14 protein-coding genes and 1 pseudogene are annotated in these 20,171 nt (G+C 70.4%); 10 read left to right on the forward strand and 5 right to left on the reverse strand.

The window, feature by feature from the left end; genetic code table 11:
- The first annotated feature begins 21 nt into the window (after positions 1-21).
- Both ACIREI_RS08150 and ACIREI_RS08155 read left to right on the forward strand, forming a co-directional pair.
- Entirely contained in the window at positions 22-2,283 is a 2,262-nt protein-coding gene (locus ACIREI_RS08150; RefSeq protein WP_403328781.1) for an ATP-dependent RecD-like DNA helicase, read from the forward strand.
- A 265-nt stretch (positions 2,284-2,548) separates the two neighbouring features.
- Positions 2,549-3,838: a citrate synthase gene (locus ACIREI_RS08155; RefSeq protein WP_403328784.1), complete on the forward strand. Its 1,290-nt coding sequence runs from the start codon at positions 2,549-2,551 to the stop codon at positions 3,836-3,838.
- Between the two features lie 699 nt (positions 3,839-4,537).
- Here ACIREI_RS08155 and ACIREI_RS08160 read toward each other — a convergent pair.
- The 3 genes from ACIREI_RS08160 to ACIREI_RS08170 all read right to left on the reverse strand — a co-directional run bounded on the left by ACIREI_RS08160 (position 4,538) and on the right by ACIREI_RS08170 (position 8,000).
- On the reverse strand, positions 4,538-6,802 hold the full coding sequence (locus tag ACIREI_RS08160) for a heavy metal translocating P-type ATPase (RefSeq protein ID WP_403328787.1): 2,265 nt from the start codon (positions 6,800-6,802) through the stop codon (positions 4,538-4,540).
- Positions 6,803-6,810: 8 nt separating this feature from the next.
- Positions 6,811-7,053, reverse strand: a complete 243-nt coding sequence (locus ACIREI_RS08165) for a heavy-metal-associated domain-containing protein (protein ID WP_403328790.1) — start codon at positions 7,051-7,053, stop codon at positions 6,811-6,813.
- Between the two features lie 275 nt (positions 7,054-7,328).
- Positions 7,329-8,000 carry a TetR family transcriptional regulator gene (locus ACIREI_RS08170; protein ID WP_403328793.1) on the reverse strand — a complete coding sequence of 224 codons (672 nt, stop codon included), beginning with the start codon at positions 7,998-8,000 and terminating at the stop codon, positions 7,329-7,331.
- A gap of 161 nt (positions 8,001-8,161) precedes the next feature.
- Here ACIREI_RS08170 and ACIREI_RS08175 point away from each other — a divergent pair, with 161 nt between their 5' ends.
- Together ACIREI_RS08175 and ACIREI_RS08180 are read left to right on the forward strand one after the other, a co-directional pair.
- Positions 8,162-10,408 carry an MMPL family transporter gene (locus ACIREI_RS08175; RefSeq protein WP_403328796.1) on the forward strand — a complete coding sequence of 749 codons (2,247 nt, stop codon included), beginning with the start codon at positions 8,162-8,164 and terminating at the stop codon, positions 10,406-10,408.
- Positions 10,409-10,626: 218 nt separating this feature from the next.
- Positions 10,627-11,670 carry a zinc-dependent alcohol dehydrogenase family protein gene (locus tag ACIREI_RS08180; RefSeq protein WP_403328799.1) on the forward strand — a complete coding sequence of 348 codons (1,044 nt, stop codon included), beginning with the start codon at positions 10,627-10,629 and terminating at the stop codon, positions 11,668-11,670.
- A gap of 7 nt (positions 11,671-11,677) precedes the next feature.
- On the opposite strand, the gene ACIREI_RS08185 is transcribed toward ACIREI_RS08180, so the two are convergent.
- Together ACIREI_RS08185 and ACIREI_RS08190 are read right to left on the reverse strand one after the other, a co-directional pair.
- Complete coding sequence (locus ACIREI_RS08185; RefSeq protein ID WP_403328802.1) at positions 11,678-12,235, reverse strand: GNAT family N-acetyltransferase; 558 nt, start codon at positions 12,233-12,235, stop codon at positions 11,678-11,680.
- A gap of 53 nt (positions 12,236-12,288) precedes the next feature.
- Positions 12,289-12,492: a helix-turn-helix transcriptional regulator gene (locus ACIREI_RS08190; protein ID WP_403328805.1), complete on the reverse strand. Its 204-nt coding sequence runs from the start codon at positions 12,490-12,492 to the stop codon at positions 12,289-12,291.
- A gap of 391 nt (positions 12,493-12,883) precedes the next feature.
- Between ACIREI_RS08190 and iolC the strand changes: the two genes are divergently transcribed.
- From iolC to ACIREI_RS08220, 6 genes and pseudogenes are all read left to right on the forward strand, one after another.
- Complete coding sequence (iolC, locus tag ACIREI_RS08195; protein WP_403328808.1) at positions 12,884-13,834, forward strand: 5-dehydro-2-deoxygluconokinase; 951 nt, start codon at positions 12,884-12,886, stop codon at positions 13,832-13,834.
- On the forward strand, positions 13,831-14,712 hold the full coding sequence (locus ACIREI_RS08200; RefSeq protein WP_403328810.1) for a deoxyribose-phosphate aldolase: 882 nt from the start codon (positions 13,831-13,833) through the stop codon (positions 14,710-14,712). Before iolC ends, ACIREI_RS08200 begins: the two co-directional genes overlap by 4 nt.
- A 19-nt stretch (positions 14,713-14,731) precedes the next feature.
- Positions 14,732-14,863 (forward strand): annotated as a pseudogene (locus tag ACIREI_RS08205) (5-deoxy-glucuronate isomerase); the annotation flags it as partial.
- Between the two features lie 77 nt (positions 14,864-14,940).
- The gene (gene iolD / locus ACIREI_RS08210) at positions 14,941-16,824 is read left to right on the forward strand and encodes a 3D-(3,5/4)-trihydroxycyclohexane-1,2-dione acylhydrolase (decyclizing) (RefSeq protein ID WP_403328812.1); all 1,884 of its coding nucleotides are present in this window, start codon (positions 14,941-14,943) and stop codon (positions 16,822-16,824) included.
- A 14-nt stretch (positions 16,825-16,838) separates the two neighbouring features.
- Entirely contained in the window at positions 16,839-18,341 is a 1,503-nt protein-coding gene (mmsA, locus tag ACIREI_RS08215; RefSeq protein ID WP_403328814.1) for a CoA-acylating methylmalonate-semialdehyde dehydrogenase, read from the forward strand.
- A gap of 230 nt (positions 18,342-18,571) precedes the next feature.
- The gene (locus ACIREI_RS08220) at positions 18,572-19,963 is read left to right on the forward strand and encodes an APC family permease (protein ID WP_403328816.1); all 1,392 of its coding nucleotides are present in this window, start codon (positions 18,572-18,574) and stop codon (positions 19,961-19,963) included.
- The last annotated feature ends 208 nt before the right edge of the window (positions 19,964-20,171 follow it).

Raw genomic sequence — 20,171 nt, forward strand, 5'->3', positions numbered from 1 at the left:
GCCGGGCGGTACCGTCGGATCATGACCGATCAGGCGGGGGCTTCCACGGGCGAACGGCGCCTTGCCGTACTCGAAGGCGTCCTGGAGCGGATCACGTACGCCAACGAGGAGAACGGCTACACGGTCGCCCGCGTCGACACCGGGCGCGGCGGCGGCGACCTCCTCACGGTCGTCGGCGCGCTGCTCGGCGCCCAGGTCGGCGAGTCGCTGCGGATGGAGGGGCGTTGGGGCTCCCACCCGCAGTACGGCAAGCAGTTCACCGTCGAGAACTACACGACGCTCCTGCCGGCCACCGTCCAGGGCATCCGCCGCTACCTCGGCTCCGGGCTGGTCAAGGGCATCGGCCCGGTCTTCGCCGACCGCATCACCCAGCACTTCGGTCTGGACACCCTGAAGATCATCGAGGAGGAGCCGAAGCGCCTGATCGAGGTCCCCGGCCTCGGCCCCAAGCGCACCAAGAAGATCGCCGACGCCTGGGAGGAGCAGAAAGCGATCAAGGAGGTCATGCTCTTCCTCCAGACCGTCGAGGTGTCCACCTCCATCGCCGTGCGCATCTACAAGAAGTACGGCGACGCCTCGATCTCCGTCGTGAAGAACCAGCCGTACCGGCTGGCGGCCGACGTCTGGGGCATCGGCTTCCTCACCGCCGACAAGATCGCCCAGTCCGTCGGCATCCCGCACGACAGCCCGGAGCGGGTCAAGGCGGGCCTGCAGTACGCCCTGTCGCAGGCCACCGACCAGGGCAACTGCTATCTCCCCGAGGAGCGGCTGATCGCGGACGCGGTGAAGCTGCTCCAGGTCGACACCGGGCTCGTCATCGAGTGCCTGGCGGAGCTGGCCCAGGTCCCGGAGGAGGGCGGCGACCCCGGTGTCGTACGGGAGAAGGTCCCCGGCCCCGACGGCGGCTCGGGCGATCCCGTCACCGCCGTCTACCTCGTCCCCTTCCACCGGGCCGAACTCTCCCTCTCCGCCCAGCTGTTGCGCCTGCTGCGCACCGACGAGGACCGGATGCCGGGCTTCCGTGACGTGGCCTGGGACAAGGCGCTGGGCTGGCTGAAGGGCCGTACGGGCGTCGAGCTCGCCCCGGAGCAGGAGGCCGCCGTCAAACTGGCGCTGACGCAGAAGGTCGCCGTCCTCACCGGAGGCCCCGGCTGCGGAAAGTCGTTCACGGTCCGCTCGATCGTGGAGCTGGCCCGCGCCAAGAAGGCCAGGGTCGTGCTGGCCGCCCCCACCGGCCGCGCCGCCAAGCGCCTCGCCGAGCTCACCGGCGCCGAGGCCTCCACCGTCCACCGCCTCCTGGAGCTCAAGCCGGGCGGTGACGCGGCGTACGACAAGGACCGCCCGCTCCAGGCCGACCTGGTGGTGGTCGACGAGGCGTCCATGCTGGACCTGCTGCTCGCCAACAAGCTGGTCAAGGCCGTACCGCCCGGTGCCCATCTGCTCTTCGTCGGGGACGTGGACCAGTTGCCGAGCGTCGGCGCGGGGGAGGTGCTGAGGGACCTCCTGGCGGACGGCAGCCCGATCCCCGCCGTGCGGCTGACCCGGGTCTTCCGCCAGGCCCAGCAGTCCGGCGTGGTGACCAACGCGCACCGGATCAACGCCGGGCAGCACCCGGTCACCGACGGCATGAAGGACTTCTTCCTCTTCGTCGAGGACGACACGGAGGCGGCCGGACGGCTCACCGTGGACGTGGCGGCCCGTCGCATTCCGGCCAAGTTCGGCCTCGACCCGCGCCGGGATGTTCAGGTCCTGGCCCCCATGCACCGCGGGCCCGCCGGCGCGGGCACCCTGAACGGCCTGCTCCAGCAGGCCGTCACACCGGGGCGCCCCGATCTGCCGGAGAAGCGGTTCGGCGGGCGGGTCTTCCGCGTCGGCGACAAGGTCACCCAGATTCGCAACAATTACGAGAAGGGGAAGAACGGCGTCTTCAACGGCACCGTGGGCGTGGTCACCTCGCTCGACCCGGTCGACCAGCGCCTGACGGTGCTGACGGACGAGGACGAGGAGGTGCCGTACGAATTCGATGAACTGGACGAACTGGCGCACGCGTACGCGGTGACGATCCACCGTTCACAGGGAAGTGAATATCCCGCCGTGGTGATCCCCGTCACCACCGGAGCATGGATGATGCTCCAGCGGAACCTGCTGTACACGGCGGTGACCCGCGCCAAACGACTGGTCGTTCTCGTGGGTTCACGCAAGGCGATCGGCCAGGCGGTGCGCACCGTGTCGGCGGGGCGGCGCTGCACGGCGCTCGACTTCCGCCTCGCGGGCTCCTCCTGAACCCTGCTCGCGTCCTGTCGCCGGACCCCCCTCTGACCTGGCGATTCGTGAGGCACCGAAAAAAATGATCGATCAAATGAGTCGTGAAGGTCACAGAGCACTTCCGGATGGGGAAAACAGGGGGCAGGATGACAAGTTGGCGGCACTCAGTGCCGCCAATAGGCCCAATGGTCGACCCCGAGTGCACTCTCCTGAGCCGAATGGGGGAGGGTAGAGACAGTCAGGGCAACCTCGAAGATGAGGCACAACGTCGGTGAGGGAAGACGTGAGCGACAACTCTGTAGTACTGCGGTACGGCGACGGCGAGTACACCTACCCGGTGATTGACAGCACCGTCGGCGACAAGGGCTTCGACATCGGCAAGCTCCGCGCCCAGACCGGTCTGGTGACGCTGGACAGCGGCTACGGCAACACCGCCGCCTATAAATCCGCCGTCACCTACCTCGACGGCGAGGCGGGCATCCTCCGCTACCGCGGCTACCCGATCGAGCAGCTGGCCGAGCGCTCCACCTTCCTGGAGGTGGCCTACCTGCTGATCAACGGTGAGCTGCCCACCGTCGACGAGCTCTCGACCTTCAAGAACGACATCACGCAGCACACCCTGCTGCACGAGGACGTCAAGAACTTCTACAAGGGCTTCCCGCGCGACGCCCACCCGATGGCCATGCTGTCGTCGGTCGTCTCCGCGCTGTCCACGTTCTACCAGGACAGCCACAACCCGTTCGACGAGAGGCAGCGCAACCTCTCGACGATCCGGCTGCTCGCCAAGCTTCCGACGATCGCGGCGTACGCGTACAAGAAGTCGATCGGCCACCCGTTCGTCTACCCGCGCAACGACCTCGGTTACGTCGAGAACTTCCTGCGCATGACCTTCTCGGTGCCGGCGCAGGAGTACGACCTCGACCCGATCGTCGTCTCGGCCCTGGACAAGCTGCTGATCCTGCACGCGGACCACGAGCAGAACTGTTCGACGTCCACGGTCCGCCTGGTCGGCTCGTCCCAGGCCAACATGTTCGCGTCGATCTCGGCCGGCATCAACGCGCTGTGGGGCCCGCTGCACGGTGGCGCCAACCAGTCCGTGCTGGAGATGCTCGAGGGCATCCGCGACGCGGGCGGCGACGTCGACTCCTTCATCCGCAAGGTGAAGAACAAGGAGGACGGCGTCCGCCTGATGGGCTTCGGCCACCGGGTCTACAAGAACTTCGACCCGCGCGCCAAGATCATCAAGGCCGCCGCGCACGACGTCCTGTCGGCCCTCGGCAAGTCCGACGAGCTGCTGGACATCGCCTTGAAGCTGGAGGAGCACGCGCTCTCCGACGACTACTTCGTCTCGCGCAGCCTCTACCCGAACGTCGACTTCTACACCGGCCTGATCTACCGGGCCATGGGCTTCCCGACCGAGATGTTCACGGTCCTGTTCGCCCTCGGCCGCCTCCCGGGCTGGATCGCCCAGTGGCACGAGATGATCAAGGAGCCGGGCTCCCGCATCGGCCGCCCGCGCCAGATCTACACGGGTGTGGTGGAGCGCGACTTCGTTCCCGTAGAGCAGCGGTAGCGCTCCGCTTGGGGCGCGGAGGGGGCGTCGGATCGGCTGAGGGTTGGTTGTGGCTGGTCGCGCCCACGCGGCGGAGCCGCATATCGACACAGCCCCGCGCCCCTTCAGGGCCCTGCGGCCCCTTTGGGGTGCTGCGCATCCGTAGCCAAGAAGGCGCTGCAGCTCCGTAGGCGAAAAACAGAAGGCGCCCTGGCGGCGGTCCCCCCACGGGCCGACGTCCAGGGCGCCTTCCCATGTCCCGGTGCGGATTCCCCCCACGGGATCCGGCCGGGCGTCTGAGAGACCAGCGCCTGAATCGCTGTCTTTCGGTACTGCCGTTGAGCAGAACGAGCAAAACTCGTCGTACTCATGGGTGTGCGGTCTGCCGGGACAGCGCACACTCGGGAGGGCCGCTCAAAGCTTCCCGAAGTGCGTGCCCCGGCAACGCAACTCTGAGGAAGTCCCCCAAGACATCCTCAGATGCCAGTAAGCGCCCCCCAAGACGCTGCCTGACATCGTCAACTTAGACCTTCGAACCCCTTCGATGGTTACGTTCACATCACTGTGATCTGCGTCTCTTGCATATGTCCGTTAGATGCGCAAGAGCCCCGATATGGCGATCGGGGCCCAAGCGTAAGGATGATGCGTGAGCCTTGTGAAGAGCTTATGTGAGCTGGGCGTCGGACTCCAGAGGGACCCAGTGGGGTTCTTACTACGAATTCACCGGAACGTCCGCAGTCGCAAGCTGTTCGTCACCACGAACACCGAGGAGAAGGCCATCGCGGCCCCCGCGATCATCGGGTTCAGCAGCCCCGCCGCGGCCAGCGGCAACGCGGCGACGTTGTACCCGAAGGCCCACACGAGGTTGCCCTTGATCGTGGCCAGCGTCTTCCGGGACAGCCGGATCGCGTCCGCCGCCACCCGCAGATCTCCGCGCACGAGCGTCAGATCGCCCGCCTCGATCGCCGCGTCAGTCCCGGTGCCCAGGGCGAGACCCAGATCGGCGGTGGCGAGCGCGGCCGCGTCGTTGACGCCGTCGCCGACCATGGCGACGCACCGGCCCTCGCGCCGCAGTCGCCGTACCGCTTCGACCTTGTCCTCGGGCAGGACCTCCGCGATCACCTGATCGATACCGACCGCCTCCGCCACCGCTTCGGCGACCGCCCGGTTGTCCCCGGTCAGCAGCACCGGAGCCAGTCCCAGCGCACGCAGCTCGCGCACCGCCTCGGCGCTGGTCTCCTTCACCGCGTCCGCGACGGTGACGACACCGCGGGCCGCTCCGTCCCACCCGACCACGACGGCCGTACGACCGTCCCTCTCGGCCTCTTCCTTGGCGCGGGCGACCCCGGTGGGCACCGCGTCGAAAAGGCGCCCCACGGCCACGTCACGGCCCTCCACGCGTGCGCGTACGCCGCGCCCGGGTACGTTCTCGAAACCCGTGACCTCCGGCAGCCGCCCGAACCGCTCCTCCGCGCCCGTGGCCACCGCCCGGGCGACGGGATGCTCGGAGGCGTGCTCGACGGCGCCCGCGAGGCGCAGCACGTGGTCCTCGTCCTCGCCGTCGGCGGCGTACACCTTCTGGAGGGTCATGCGGCCGGTGGTGACCGTGCCGGTCTTGTCCAGGACGACGGTGTCGACCCGGCGCGTGGACTCCAGTACCTCGGGACCCTTGATCAGGATGCCGAGCTGCGCCCCACGTCCCGTGCCGACCATGAGGGCCGTGGGAGTGGCCAGGCCCAGTGCGCACGGGCAGGCGATGATCAGGACCGCGACGGCGGCGGTGAACGCGGCGACCGTGTCGCCGGTGGCGCCCAGCCACGCCCCGAAGGTGGCGACCGCGAGGACGATGACCGTCGGCACGAACACCGCGGAGATCCGGTCGGCGAGCCGCTGCACCTCGGCCTTGCCGTTCTGCGCGTCCTCCACGAGCTTCGCCATCCGCGCGAGCCGGGTGTCGGCGCCGATCCGGGTCGCCTCGACGACCAGTCGGCCCCCGGCGTTGACGGTCGCACCGGTCACCGCGTCCCCGACCGTCACGTCCACCGGCACCGACTCCCCGGTCAGCATGGAGGCGTCCACCGCGGAGGTGCCCTCTACGACGGTGCCGTCGGTGGCGATCTTCTCGCCGGGCCGTACGACGAACCGGTCGCCGACGGCGAGCCGGTCCACGGGGACGCGGATCTCGCGGCCGTCCCGCAGCACGGCCACGTCCTTCGCGCCCAGCTCCATCAGCGCCCGCAGCGCGGCCCCCGCGCGGCGCTTGGCGCGGGCCTCCAGATAGCGGCCGAGGAGGATGAAGGTGACGACGCCGGACGCCACTTCGAGGTAGATCTGCGAGGCGCCGTCCACGCGCGCGACCGTGAACTCGAAGTCGTCGCGCATGCCGCTCATGCCCGCGTCACCGAAGAACAGCGCCCACAGGGACCACGTGTAGGCGGCCAGTGTGCCCATCGAGATCAGCGTGTCCATGGTCGCCGCACCGTGCCGGGCGTTCGTGAACGCGGCCCGGTGGAAGGGCAGTCCGCCCCAGACGACGACCGGTGAGGCCAGGGTGAGCGCGAGCCACTGCCAGTTGTCGAACTGCAGGGTCGGGATCATCGACAGCACGATGACGGGGACGGCGAGCAGGGCGGAGACCGTGAGGCGCCGGCGGTAGCCCGCCAGTTCGGGGTCTTCCGGCAGTTCGGCGCCTTCCGGCGACGCCTGCGGCGCGGGTTGCGGCGGCGCCGGCTCCGCGGCCGTGTAGCCCGTCCTCACCACGGTGGCGATCAGGTCGGCGACCTGGATGCCCGCCGGGTAGCTGACCTTCGCCTTCTCCGTCGCGTAGTTCACCGTGGCGGTCACGCCGTCCATGCGGTTCAGCTTCTTCTCGACGCGGGCCGCGCAGGAGGCGCAGGTCATCCCGCCGATGAGCAGCTCCACTTGGGAGGTGCCGGTCGTGTCGGCCGTATCGGCTATCGGCGGTTCTTCGGTGGTGCGGGTCATGGCCAGGCTCAGACCTTGGCGACCAGTTCGAAGCCGGCCTCGTCGACAGCCGCGCGTACAGCTTCCTCGTCCAGCGGGGCCGCGGAGACGACGGTGACCTCACCGGTCGCCGCGACGGCCTTCACCGAGCTGACACCGGGGAGCTCGGAGATCTCGCCGGAGACGGCACCCTCGCAGTGCCCGCAGCTCATGCCGCTGACCTTGTAGACGGCGGTGACGGAACCCGGGGTGGCGTCGGTCTGGGCGGTCATGTCGTTCTCCTCGTCGAGCCGTGTGGGGCTGGGGGGACCCACGGGGTCCCTCCATTCCACGCTATACCCCTACGGGGTATTTCTCCAAGAGGGCTGGGTGCCTGCCCGGACAGGGGGTGAACGTCGGCCTGCCTCCGGCCTCGCGGCCCCGGGATGCGGGCCCGGGTCGTGCGGTGGAGAGTGGATCACGGCGGCTTTCGCCGAGCCCGGGAGCTGATTCATGCGCAGCTTGTACCAGATGCGCACCTTGTGTCAGGCGGGCGTCATGGTGTGGTTCACGTCGTGTCGCCGCGTCCGAGCCGGGTGCCCACCAGTGGGTCGAGGTAACGGAACAGGGCGTTCTTCAACTCCTGGACGTAGGCCTCGCGCTCGGCGCCCTCATGGGCGAGGACCAGCTCCAGGCCCGCCTTGTACAGACCCAGGCACATATGGGTGGTCCGGGAGAGGTCGGCCGGGGTGACGTCGGGCAGGAGTGAGGCGAGCAGGCCCTCGATCCGGGACAGCAGGGCCGCGTGCAGGGCGTCGTGCTCCGCGGCGATGCGGCCTGGGATGTCCGGGCCGTGCATCAGCGCGAAGAACACCGGGTGCTCGCAGTTGAAGGCGATGAACCGGTCCACGGCCGCGCCTACGGCCTCCTCCAGGGGGGTCGCGGGATCGACCGGGGCGAGCGCCTCGCCGTACGTCTCGCGCATCTCGTGCATGAGCCGGTCGCCCAGCTCGATGGCGATCGCCTCCTTGTTCGGGAAGAACTGGTACAGCGTGCCCGGCGAGACGCCCGCCTCGCGGGCGATGGCGTTGGTGCTGGCGGCCGTGTAGCCGGTGGCGGTGAAGACGGCGGCCGCGGCCTCGAGCAGCTGGGCGATACGGCGCTCGCCGCGGGCCTGTCGACGGCGCGGCTGGTCCTTCTCCTGCTGGTCCTGGCTGTCCTTCTCCCGGTTGGCGGGCACGCGTTATCCCCAGTTCTCCGAACGCGATTGACAAACACGAGCGCTCGCTCGCATTCTGGAGAAACGCGAGCGACAGCTCGTGTTTGTCAGTCTATGGCAGTGACGGCTCCATGCTGCCCGACCGCGCACAGCATGGATCAGGCTGAAGGGGACACCGCACCATGACCGAAGTCAACAGGCCGCCCCGAGTCGGAGGCTGGACCCGCTTCGTGACGGCCCGCCCCCGGTTGTCGCTGCTCGTGGCCCTGGTGATCACCGCGCTCGCCGTGCTGGCCGGCAGCGGGGTCGCCGACCGCCTGGGCAGCGGCGGCTGGGAGGACCCGCAGGCCGAGTCGACCTACGCGACCAAGGCTCTGGAGCGGGAGTTTCCCGCCTCCCAGCCCAACCTCCTGCTCCTGGTGGACGCGGGCAGCGCCTCCGTGGACGATCCCGCGGTCGCCGCCGAGGCCCGGCGGCTCGTGGCGCGGCTGGCCGGAGAGAAGGGCGTCACGGGGGTCGGCTCCTACTGGCAGGCGGACTCCTCGACGGCCCCCGCCCTGCGTGCCGAGGACGGCCATGAGGCGCTGATCGCCGCCCGCATCACCGGCGAGGAGAAGGAGGCGGGGGAGACCCTGGACCGCATCGCGCCCGAGTTCCGGGGCGCGCACGGCCCGGTGGAGGTCAGCGTCGGCGGCCCGGTCGCCGTGCGGCACGAGATGCAGACGATCATCCAGGAGGACCTGGTCCGCGCCGAGGTGATCGCCCTGCCGGTCACCCTGGTGCTACTGGTGATGGTCTTCGGCAGCGCGGTCGCGGCCATGCTGCCGCTCGGCATCGGCATAGTCGCGATCCTCGGCACGAACGCGGTGCTGCGCGGCCTGACCGAGTTCACCGACGTGTCCGTCTTCGCGATGAACCTCACCACGGCCCTGGGTCTCGGCCTCGCCGTCGACTACGCCCTGTTCATCGTGCGCCGCTTCCGCGAGGAACTCGCCACCGGGGCCGAGCCCTTGGCGGCGGTCGGCACGACCCTGCGCACGGCCGGCCGTACGGTCCTGTTCTCGGCCCTCACGGTCGCGGTGTCCCTCGCGGCGATGCTGCTCTTCCCGCAGTACTTCCTGCGGTCCTTCGCCTACGCCGGGATCGCGGTGGTGCTGCTGGCCGCGGCTGCCGCGCTGATCCTGCTTCCGGCGGCGCTGGTCCTGCTCGGCCACCGGGTCAACTCCCTGGACCTGCGCCGCCTGTTCCGGCGCGGACGGCCGAAGCCGTCCGACCAGGTGCCCGTTGCGGCCTCCGGTACGACGGAGGGCAGGGCCTGGACCCGCACCGCGAGCCTCGTGATGCGCCGCGCCCCCTTCTTCGCCCTGGGCACCACCGCCGTCCTGGTCCTGCTCGGACTGCCCTTCCTGGGCGTGAAGTTCGGCACCGCCGACGACCGCCAGCTGCCCTCGAGCGCCGAGTCCCATGTCGTGCAGCAGCACATCCGCGACGGCTTCCCGGGCAGTCCCGGCGGCGGCCTGGAGGTGCTCGCCGAGGGCCGGGCCACGCCGGCGCAGTACGCCGCGTACAAGGAGCGGATCGCCGGGCTCCCGGAGGTGCTGAGGGTCGACGGACCACTGGTGAAGGGCGACTCGGCGTACTTCACGGTGCTGCCGAAGGGCGAGGCGGTGGACGACCCGGCGCAGGCTCTGGTGGATGAACTGCGCGCCACACAGGCCCCCTTCGACACCAAGGTGACCGGCGCCGCGGCGGTCCTGGTCGACTCCAAGGACGCGATAGCCGAACGCCTGCCCCTGGCGGCCGCCTTCATAGCGATCGTGACCCTGCTGCTGGTGTTCCTGCTGACGGGCAGTGTGCTGATCCCGGTCCAGGCGGTGGTGCTCAACGCGCTGAGTCTGACGGCGATGTTCGGCGCGGTCGTCTGGGTCTTCCAGGACGGCCATCTCTCCGGCCTGCTCGGCTTCACCAGCCCCGGCTCGATCGAGACGACTCTCCCGGTGCTGATGTTCTGCGTCGCCTTCGGCCTGTCCATGGACTACGGCGTGTTCCTGCTGTCCCGCATCAAGGAGGAGTACGACGCGACCGGCGACCACGACCAGGCGGTCCGGCACGGCCTTCAGCGCACGGGCGGGCTGATCACCGCGGCCGCCGTGATCCTCGCGGTGGTGATGGTCGCGATAGGCACCTCCCGGGTGACCAACACCAAGATGCTCGGCCTCGGTATCGCCCTGGCGGTGCTGATGGACGCCATGATCGTTCGCAGCCTCCTGGTCCCGGCGGTCATGCGCCTCACGGGCCGGGCGACCTGGTGGGCCCCGGGACCGCTCCGCCGGTTCCACAGCCGCTTCGGCCTCAGCGAGGGCGAGCCGGCGGCGACCCCGGCGGCCGAGCCCGCACGGGAGCGGGACAAGGTGAGCGCGCACGGCTGACCTCCCGGGAAGGCGGGGCGCCAGCGGGCGGGGCTGTATTGACTCGCGGCTCCGCCGCGTGGGCACACCCGCCGGCAGCTCGCCGGCAGCTCACCCCGGCCGGCCACGCGTGCCGTACCGCAGGCCGGGCGGAGCGTCTAGCGTTTCGCGATGATCTCCGTGCAAGGGCGCGGGCGAGGTGATCTCCGTGCAAGGGGCGCGGTCGAAAGGAGACGGGGATGCGGGCTGTGGTGTTCGAGCGGTACGGGGAACAGGCCGAGGTACGTGAGGTGCCCGACCCCCACCTCGCCCCCCACGGAGTGACCGTGCGCGTCGAGGCGACGGGGCTGTGCCGCAGCGACTGGCACGGCTGGCAGGGCCACGACCCGGACATCACGCTGCCGCATGTGCCGGGCCATGAACTCGCCGGTGTCGTCGAGGCGGTGGGCGACCAGGTGACGCGCTGGAGCCGCGGCGACCGGGTCACCGTGCCCTTCGTGTGCGCCTGCGGCAGCTGCGGGGCGTGTGCGGCGGGCGATCAGCAGGTGTGCGAGCGCCAGACCCAGCCCGGCTTCACCCACTGGGGCTCCTTCGCCCAGTACGTGGCGCTGGACCACGCCGACGTCAACCTGGTCGCCATTCCCGAGGAGATGTCCTTCGCGACCGCCGCCTCGCTCGGCTGCCGGTTCGCCACCGCGTTCCGGGCGGTCGTGCAGCAGGGCCGGGTCGCGGCGGGGGAGTGGGTTGCGGTGCACGGCTGCGGCGGGGTGGGCCTGTCGGCGGTGATGATCGCGGCGGCCTCGGGTGCGAGGGTCGTGGCGGTGGACGTCTCACCGCAGGCCCTGGAGCTGGCCCGGAAGTTCGGGGCGGCCGAGTGCCTGGACGCGTCGGGCACGCCGGACACGGCGGCGGCGATCCAGGACCTGACCGGCGGCGGCGCCCACCTCTCCCTGGACGCCCTCGGATCACCCGCCACCTGCGCCGCGTCGGTGAGCGCCCTGCGCCGCCGGGGCCGGCACGTCCAGGTGGGCCTGCTGCCCTCGACGTCCGGCACGACCCCCGTCCCCATGGCCCGCGCGATCGCCCTCGAACTGGAACTCCTGGGCAGCCACGGCATGGCCGCGCACACCTACCCGCCGATGCTGGAGCTGGTGCGGGCGGGTGTGCTGCGGCCGGATCTGCTGGTGACGTCGACGATCCCGCTGGATGCGGTGCCCCAGGCGCTGACGGCGATCGGGACGGCGCCGGGAGCGGGGGTGACGGTGATCGAGCCGTGGAGCTGACGCTTTCTCACCGCCGGGACAGGGCCGCCCACTCGCGGTCGAGAAGGGCCATGACCACCGAGTCGACCCATTCGCCGTCCCTCGACTCGGCTTCCCGCCGAACCCCTTCCACCACGAAACCGACCTTCTCGTAGACCCGCAGGGCGCGGTGGTTGTGGCCATACGCCTCCAACTCGATGCGATGCAGCCCGAGTTGATCGAAGCCGTGGCCGACGATGAGGCGGGTGGCCTCGGTGCCGAGTCCTCGATCGCGCCCCTTGGGCCCGATGATCGTGCGGAACGTGCAACTGCGCGCCTGGGGATCCCACTCGTACAGCACGACCTCGCCGACGAGTTCGCCGTTGGCGCGGTCGGTGACGGCGAGGTCGAGGCGGTCGGGCTGGTCGGACCGGGAGCCGTACCAGGAACGCAGTCGCTCCGGGGTGAGTTCATGGGACGGATCGCCGGTGAAGCGTATGACCTCGGGGTCCTCGATGATCTCCCCCATGACCTGGGCGTCGGCCTCCGTGAACGGTCGGAGGACGGTCCTGTCACCGGTGAGCGTGGGTTTGACGGAGAAGTCCATCGGGCGACTGTGCCCCACGCGACCGGTGGGGCACAGCTGGTTTTTCCGGGAGGTCAGTCCGATCTGCGCCGCCCTCGGTTTCCCGGCCGGGACGCCACCCAGGCCCGGACCGTGTCGGCGTACCAGAAGGGCTTGCCGCCCTCCACATGGTCCGGCGGCGGCAGCAGCCCGTGTTTGCGGTACGACCGCACGGTGTCCGGCTGCACCTTGATGTGCGCCGCGATCTCCTTGTAGGACCAGAGCCTTCGGTCGGTCATCGATTGCACCTCCCTGCGCGCGCCGCGGCGGCGACCAGGAGCGGTCGTCGGGGGTACCGGGCGCTGCGCTGGCGATCACAAAGCCTGTGTCCCGTGAACGAGGCGTCGTGAGCAGGAGCAAGGGCCTGTGCACCGGGTGTGACGCAAGACCCGCGTACTTGCGACATGCGTGACAGGAAAGGTGAGTTTGTGACACAGATGCCGCAAAGGCGCATGCGGGCGCGAGGGCGCGGCGCTTTGACGGACGCCGTCCCGGCCGCGGCGCGGACGTGACCGGGTCCGGCTGCATGGTAAGCGCTGTCAACGTCTGGTCCGAATGTCTGGACAAAACATTGACAGGGTCGCGTCCGGCGGACTACAAAGCCGGGAGAGCCGATACGAAGGGAACGCGATGGCCTACGACCTGATCACCATGGGGCGGATCGGAGTGGACCTCTACCCGCTGCAGACCGGCGTCCCGCTGCCGCAGGTCACGTCCTTCGGCAAGTTCCTCGGCGGCTCGGCGACGAACGTCGCGGTCGCCGCGGCCCGCCTGGGACGCCGTACCGCGGTGATCACCCGCACCGGCGACGACCCCTTCGGCACCTATCTGCACGAGGCCCTCCAGGGCTTCGGCGTCGACGACCGCTGGGTCACCGCGGTCCCGGGCCTGCCCACCCCGGTCACCTTCTGCGAGGTCTTCCCGCCGGACGACTTCCCGCTGTACTTCTACCGGCGGCCCAAGGCCCCGGACCTGGAGATCGACGCCCACGAGCTCGACCTCGACGCCATCCGCGACGCCCGTATCTTCTGGATCACCGGCACCGGCCTGAGCGAGGAGCCCAGCCGTACGGCGACGCTGGCGGCCCTCGCCCACCGGGCGAAGGCGGGCATCACCGTCTTCGACCTCGACTGGCGCCCCATGTTCTGGAGCGACCCGGACGCGGCCCGCCCCTTCTACGCCGAGGCCCTCAAGCACACCACCGTCGCCGTCGGCAACCTCGACGAGGTGGAGGTCGCCACCGGTGTGCGCGAGCCCCATGCCGCCGCCCGCGCGCTCCTCGACGCCGGTGTCGAGATCGCCGTCGTCAAGCAGGGCCCCAAGGGCGTCCTCGCCGTCAACAGCAAGGGCGACCAGGCCGAGGTCCCGCCGCTGCCCGTGAACGTCCTCAACGGCCTCGGCGCCGGCGACGCCTTCGGCGGCTCGCTCTGCCACGGCCTGCTGGAGGGCTGGGACCTGGAGAAGACCATGCGGCACGCCAACGCCGCCGGCGCCATCGTCGCCTCCCGCCTGGAGTGCTCCTCCGCGATGCCGACGCCGGACGAGATCGAGGCCGCGATCGCCGCGGGGGCCGTCAAGTGACCGTCGACATCGCGGAACTCGTCCGCACGCGCACCCAGCACCCCGAGGCGATCGCGGAGGCCGCCGCCCGCCGCACCCGGCGGCCCCTCCTCGGCGACTCCGGCCGGCTGATGATCGTCGCCGCCGACCACCCGGCCCGCGGCGCCCTCGGCGTCGGCGACCGGGGGCTCGCCATGGCCAACCGCGCCGACCTGCTCGAACGCCTCTGCCTGGCCCTCTCCCGACCCGGCGTCGACGGCGTCCTCGCCACCGCCGACATCCTCGACGACCTGCTGCTGCTCGGCGCCCTCGACGGCAAGGTCGTCATGGGCTCCATGAACCGCGGTGGCCTCCAGGGCGCGACCTTCGAACTCGACGACCGCTTCACGGGCCACCGCCCCGAGGACATCCAGCGCCTCGGCTTCGACGCCGGCAAGCTGCTCCTGCGGATCGACTACGACGACCCGGGCTCCCTCACCACCATGGAGTCCACCGCCCGCGCCGTCGACGAGATGGCCGCACGCCGGCTCCCGGTCTTCGTCGAGCCGTTCATCAGCCGCCGCACCGCCGAGGGCAAGGTCGTCAACGACCTGTCCGCCGAGGCCGTCACCAAGTCCATCGCCATCTCCTCCGGCCTGGGCGGCACCTCCGCCTACACCTGGCTGAAGGTGCCGGTCACCGACAACCCCGACGACATGGCCGAGGTCATGGCGACCTCCACGCTGCCCGCCGTACTCCTCGGCGGAGAGGTCGGCGACGACCAGGACGGGGCATACGAGAAGTGGCGGGGCGCCCTCCAACTGCCCACCGTGCGGGGCCTGGTGGTCGGCCGCTCACTGCTCTACCCGGCGGACGGGGACGTTGCCGCCGCGGTGGACACTGCCGTAGGACTGCTGTGAGGTCACCATGACCACGAGCCGTACGTTCCGCCCCCAGATCGCCTCCGGCGCGGGTCGCCGCTTTGCTTTGGCAGGAGCGAAGTGCGAGCGAAGACTCCCCGCCCGCTACGGCCCCGCGCCGGAGGTCCCCGACACCGAGCCCGGCGCGGGCCGTCGAGTCGCACCGGGTGGCGCAGCCGTACGGGAGTGGCGGATCTGCTTCCGCCCGGACCACACGGAGGGTTCCCGATGACCTCAACGACGAGGCTCACGGTCGCACAGGCGCTCGTCCGCTTCCTGTCCGCCCAGTACACCGAGCGCGACGGCGTACGACAGCGGCTGATCGGCGCCACCTGGGGCATCTTCGGCCACGGCAACGTGGCCGGGATCGGCCAGGCGCTGATCGAGTACGGCGACGAGATGCCGTACCACCAGGGCCGCAACGAACAGGCCATGGTGCACGCCGCCGTCGGTTACGCCCGCCAGTCGGGCCGCCTCTCCACCCACGCGGTGACGACCTCCATCGGCCCGGGCGCGACCAACCTCGTCACCGGCGCCGCCCTCGCGACCGTCAACCACCTTCCGGTCCTGCTCCTCCCCGGCGACATCTTCGCCACCCGCCCCGCCGACCCGGTCCTGCAGCAGCTCGAAGTGGCGTACGCGGGCGATGTGTCGGTCAACGACTGTCTGCGCCCGGTGTCCAAGTACTTCGACCGGATCACCCGCCCGGAAGCTCTGATCCCCTCCGCCCTGAACGCCATGCGGGTACTGACGGACCCCGTCGAGACCGGCGCCGTGACGCTGGCGCTCCCGCAGGACGTGCAGGCCGAGGCGTACGACTGGCCCGACGACCTCTTCGCCGAGCGCACCTGGGTCGTACGACGCCCGGGCGCCGACCCGACCGAGCTCGCCGAGGCCGTCCGGGCGATCAGGTCGGCCCGCAGGCCCCTGGTCGTCGCGGGCGGCGGCGTCCACCACAGCCGCGCCGAGGAGGCGCTCGCCGAGTTCGCGGAGACCACCCGTATCCCGGTCGCCTCCACCCAGGCCGGCAAGGGCTCCCTGCGCTTCGACCACCCCCAGGACGTCGGCGGCGTCGGCCACACCGGCACCGCCACCGCCGACGAACTCGCCCGCACCGCCGACCTGGTGATCGGCGTCGGCACCCGCTACACCGACTTCACCACCGCCTCCGGCACCCTCTTCGCCGACGAGGGCGTGCGCTTCCTCAACCTCAACATCGCGCCCTTCGACGGCCACAAGCTCTCCGGGATGCCGCTGATCGCGGACGCCCGTTCGGGTCTGGAGGAGCTGACCCAGGCCCTGGAGGTCCACGAGCACCGGGTCGCCGATTCCTACGTCACCGAGTACACCGAGGACAAGGACCGCTGGGAGCACCGCGTCGACGCCTGCTACGAGGCCGACGAGCCGGACGTACGGCCGACGCAGCCGCAGGTCCTGGGCGCGCTGGACGCGATCGTCGACGAGTCGGACGTGATCATCAACGCGGCCGGCTCCCTCCCCGGCGACCTGCACAAGCTGTGGCGGGCGCGCTCGCGCGACCAGTACCACCTGGAGTACGGCTACTCCTGCATGGGCTACGAGATCCCGGCCGCCATCGGCGTGAAGATGGCCGCACCGGACCGGCCCGTGTGGGCGCTGGTCGGTGACGGCACCTATCTGATGATGCCGACGGAGATCGTGACGGCCGTGCAGGAGGGGATCGCGATCAAGGTGTTGCTCGTGCAGAACCACGGGTACGCGTCGATCGGCGGACTGTCGGAGGAGACCGGCGCCGAGCGCTTCGGCACGGCGTACCGCTACCGCGCCGACGACGGCACGTTCACCGGCGCCCCGCTCCCCGTCGACCTGGCCGCCAACGCCGCGAGCCTGGGCATGCGGGTGCTGCGTGCGAAGACCGTACGGGACCTGCGCGAGGCGCTCGCCGAGGCCCGCGCGGCCGACACTCCCACATGTGTCTACGTCGAGACCGAAACGGCAGACACTGTGTCGGGCCCGCCGCCCGCGCAGGCCTGGTGGGATGTTCCTGTGGCCGAGACCGCGACGCGAGCGTCCGCGGTCAAGGCACGTGAGCTGTACGAACGGCACGTCTCGACCCGACGCCGCCATCTCTGAAGGAGTATCTGGGCATGACGAAGATCGTCAACCACTGGATCGGCGGCAAGACCGCCGAAGGCGCGTCGGGCACGTTCGGGCCGGTCACCGACCCGGCGACCGGCGCGGTCACCACGAAGGTCGCCTTCGCCTCGGTCGACGAGGTGGACGCCGCGGTCGCGGCCGCCAAGGAGGCCTACCTGACCTGGGGCCAGTCGTCGCTGGCCCAGCGCACCTCGATCCTGTTCAAGTTCCGGGCGCTGCTGGACGCCAACCGGGACGCGATCGCCGAGCTGATCACCGCCGAGCACGGCAAGGTGCACTCCGACGCCCTCGGTGAGGTGGCGCGCGGCCTGGAGATCGTCGACCTGGCCTGTGGCATCAGCGTGCAGCTGAAGGGCGAGCTGTCGACGCAGGTCGCGAGCCGCGTGGACGTCTCGTCGATCCGGCAGCCGCTGGGTGTCGTCGCGGGCATCACGCCGTTCAACTTCCCGGCGATGGTCCCGATGTGGATGTTCCCGATGGCCATCGCGTGCGGTAACACCTTCGTGCTGAAGCCGAGCGAGAAGGACCCGTCGGCCTCCATCAAGATCGCCGAGCTGCTGGCCGAGGCCGGTCTGCCGGACGGCGTCTTCAACGTCGTCCACGGCGACAAGGTGGCCGTCGACCGCCTCCTGGAGCATCCCGACGTCAAGGCGGTGTCGTTCGTCGGCTCGACCCCGATCGCCCGCTACATCCACACCACCGCCTCCGCCAACGGCAAGCGGGTCCAGGCCCTCGGCGGCGCCAAGAACCACATGCTGGTCCTGCCGGACGCCGACCTGGACGCGGCCGCCGACGCCGCCGTATCGGCCGCCTACGGGTCCGCGGGCGAGCGCTGCATGGCCATCTCCGCGGTCGTCGCGGTCGGCGCCATCGGCGACGAGCTGGTGGAGAAGATCCGCGAGCGCGCCGAGAAGATCAAGATCGGTCCGGGCAACGACCCGACCTCCGAGATGGGCCCCCTGATCACCGCCGCGCACCGCGACAAGGTGGCCTCCTACGTCACGGGCGCGGCGGCCGAGGGCGCCGAGGTGATCCTCGACGGCACCGGCTACACGGTGGACGGCTTCGAGGACGGCCACTGGATCGGCATCTCGCTCCTCGACAAGGTGCCGACCAGCGCGAAGGCGTACCAGGACGAGATCTTCGGCCCCGTCCTGTGTGTGCTGCGCGCCGAGACGTACGAGGACGGCGTGGCGCTGATCAACAGCTCGCCGTTCGGCAACGGCACGGCGATCTTCACCCGGGACGGCGGCGCAGCCCGCCGCTTCCAGCTGGAGATCGAGGCCGGCATGGTCGGCGTGAACGTCCCGATCCCGGTTCCGGTCGGCTACCACTCCTTCGGCGGCTGGAAGGACTCGCTCTTCGGCGACCACCACATCTACGGCAACGACGGCACGCACTTCTACACCCGCGGCAAGGTCGTCACCACCCGCTGGCCCGACCCGGCGGACGCCCCGTCCGGCGTCGACCTGGGCTTCCCGCGCAACCACTGACACCGAGCGCAACCACTGACGTCGCCACTGGCGCCGAGTGCCCGGGGCCGTCCGCATCGCGGACGGCCCCATTTTTTTACGGGCCCGCGCTGCGGTTCCCGCACGCCCGGAAGTCGCCCTGGGGGTGGCCTTGATGCAACGTTAACGCGCGTCAAGACGATCTCCAGCAACGAATTCCGTAGTTAAACAGCCATTGACGTGACGGTTTCCGTCGATGTTGCATCCCCCTCGTGACCGACACCCTCACCCCAGTCGAGGGCGCCGTCGTCGAGGCGTCGGACAGCCCTCACAAGCTCAAGCGCTCGATCGGCGTCATCGGCGGCACCCTGCTCACGCTCTCCTGCGTGACCCCCGCCTCCACCCTCTTCGTGGTCGTCCCCGACCTGTTCGGCTCGCTCGGCACCGCCACCGCCCTGACGATCGCCATCGGCTCCCTGCTCTGCATCGCCGTGGCGTTCTGCTACTCGGAGCTGGGCACCCTCATCCCCAGCGCGGGCGGCGAGTACGCGATGGTCTCCACGCTGGCCGGACGGCTCGCGGGCTGGCTGGTCTTCGTGCTCTCCCTGCTGGTCGTCATGATCGTCCCGCCGGTGATCGCGATGGGCACGGCCGACTACCTCGCCCCGATCGTCCACCTCGACCCGTCCATGGCCGGCGCCGGCGTCATGCTGCTCGCCACCCTCGCCGGCCTGCTCGACCTGCGCGCCAACGCCTGGATCACCGGCGTCTTCCTGGTCCTGGAGGTCATCGCCGCGGCCGTGGTCGCCGTGCTGGGCTTCGCCCACGCCGAGCGCGGCCCCGGCAGCCTCGTCTCGTTGGAGGTGGCCGGCGCGGACGGCCGTACCGACACCGTGACGGCCCTGCTGATCGTCTCCGGACTCGCGATCGCCCTCTTCGTCACCCAGGGCTTCTCGACCGCCGTGTACCTGTCCGAGGAGATGGAGAACCCGCGCCGCAACGTCGCCCGCACGGTCCTCGCCACCCTCGGCATCTCCGCCGTGATCATCCTGGTCCCCGTCGCCGCCATCACGCTGGGCGCGTCGGACCTCGACGAACTGACCGGCGGCGACATCGGCACCATGGTCACCGCCTGGTCCAACTCCGCCGTCGGCACCTTCGTCAGCCTCTGCGTGGCCCTCGCGATCATCAACGCGGGCATCGTCATGGTCATCCAGAACTCCCGCGTCCTGTTCGCCTCGGCCCGCGACAAGGCCTGGCCGGAGCCGGTCAACAACGTCCTCGCCAAGCTCGGCCGCTTCGGCTCCCCCTGGGTCGCCACCCTCACGGTCGGCGTCCCCGGCGCCGCCCTGTGCTTCGTGAACCTCGACACCCTGTACGGCATCACGGGCGTCTCGGTGACCGGCATGTACCTGCTGGTGGCGGTGGCGGCGCTGCTGTCCCGCCGAGGCGCCCACAAGCACGGGCAGGCGTGGCGGATGCCGCTGTGGCCGGCTATGCCGGTGCTGCTGATCGCGGTGCTGGTGTACATCCTGAGCCGGCAGGAGACGGAGTACCTGCTGTGGACGGGCGGCATCACGGCGGTGGCGACCCTGTACTGGGCGCTGTACCTGCGCCCGCGCCGCGAGGCCCGGTGGCTGGTCTCGATTCCAACGGATGGCTAGTGCTCCTTCAGGGCCGCGGGGCTGAATCGATTTGCGGCTCCGCCGCGTGGGCGCGATCGACCACGATGGCGCCGCACGCGGCAGACCACGGGACACCCCGAGCTCTCCCTCGGCCCTACCGCGAACGCGGTAGACAAATCCCCCGCCGTACCCCCACGGAAGGGCCCGGGATTCAGCCCTCGGTCGATAACTGTCCGACAGGTTCACC

Origin of the sequence: Streptomyces sp. NPDC093591 (genome assembly GCF_044764885.1) — a bacterium.
GTDB lineage: Bacteria > Actinomycetota > Actinomycetes > Streptomycetales > Streptomycetaceae > Streptomyces.

Coding starts and splice junctions, on each gene's coding strand:
- ACIREI_RS08190 (WP_403328805.1), bottom strand. CDS start 12,492: ATGACCGACCGAAGGCTCTGGTCCTACAAGGAGATCGCGGCGCACATC.
- iolD (WP_403328812.1), top strand. CDS start 14,941: ATGACCTCAACGACGAGGCTCACGGTCGCACAGGCGCTCGTCCGCTTC.
- ACIREI_RS08175 (WP_403328796.1), top strand. CDS start 8,162: ATGACCGAAGTCAACAGGCCGCCCCGAGTCGGAGGCTGGACCCGCTTC.
- ACIREI_RS08180 (WP_403328799.1), top strand. CDS start 10,627: ATGCGGGCTGTGGTGTTCGAGCGGTACGGGGAACAGGCCGAGGTACGT.
- ACIREI_RS08150 (WP_403328781.1), top strand. CDS start 22: ATGACCGATCAGGCGGGGGCTTCCACGGGCGAACGGCGCCTTGCCGTA.
- ACIREI_RS08165 (WP_403328790.1), bottom strand. CDS start 7,053: ATGACCGCCCAGACCGACGCCACCCCGGGTTCCGTCACCGCCGTCTAC.
- mmsA (WP_403328814.1), top strand. CDS start 16,839: ATGACGAAGATCGTCAACCACTGGATCGGCGGCAAGACCGCCGAAGGC.
- ACIREI_RS08160 (WP_403328787.1), bottom strand. CDS start 6,802: ATGACCCGCACCACCGAAGAACCGCCGATAGCCGATACGGCCGACACG.
- iolC (WP_403328808.1), top strand. CDS start 12,884: ATGGCCTACGACCTGATCACCATGGGGCGGATCGGAGTGGACCTCTAC.
- ACIREI_RS08185 (WP_403328802.1), bottom strand. CDS start 12,235: ATGGACTTCTCCGTCAAACCCACGCTCACCGGTGACAGGACCGTCCTC.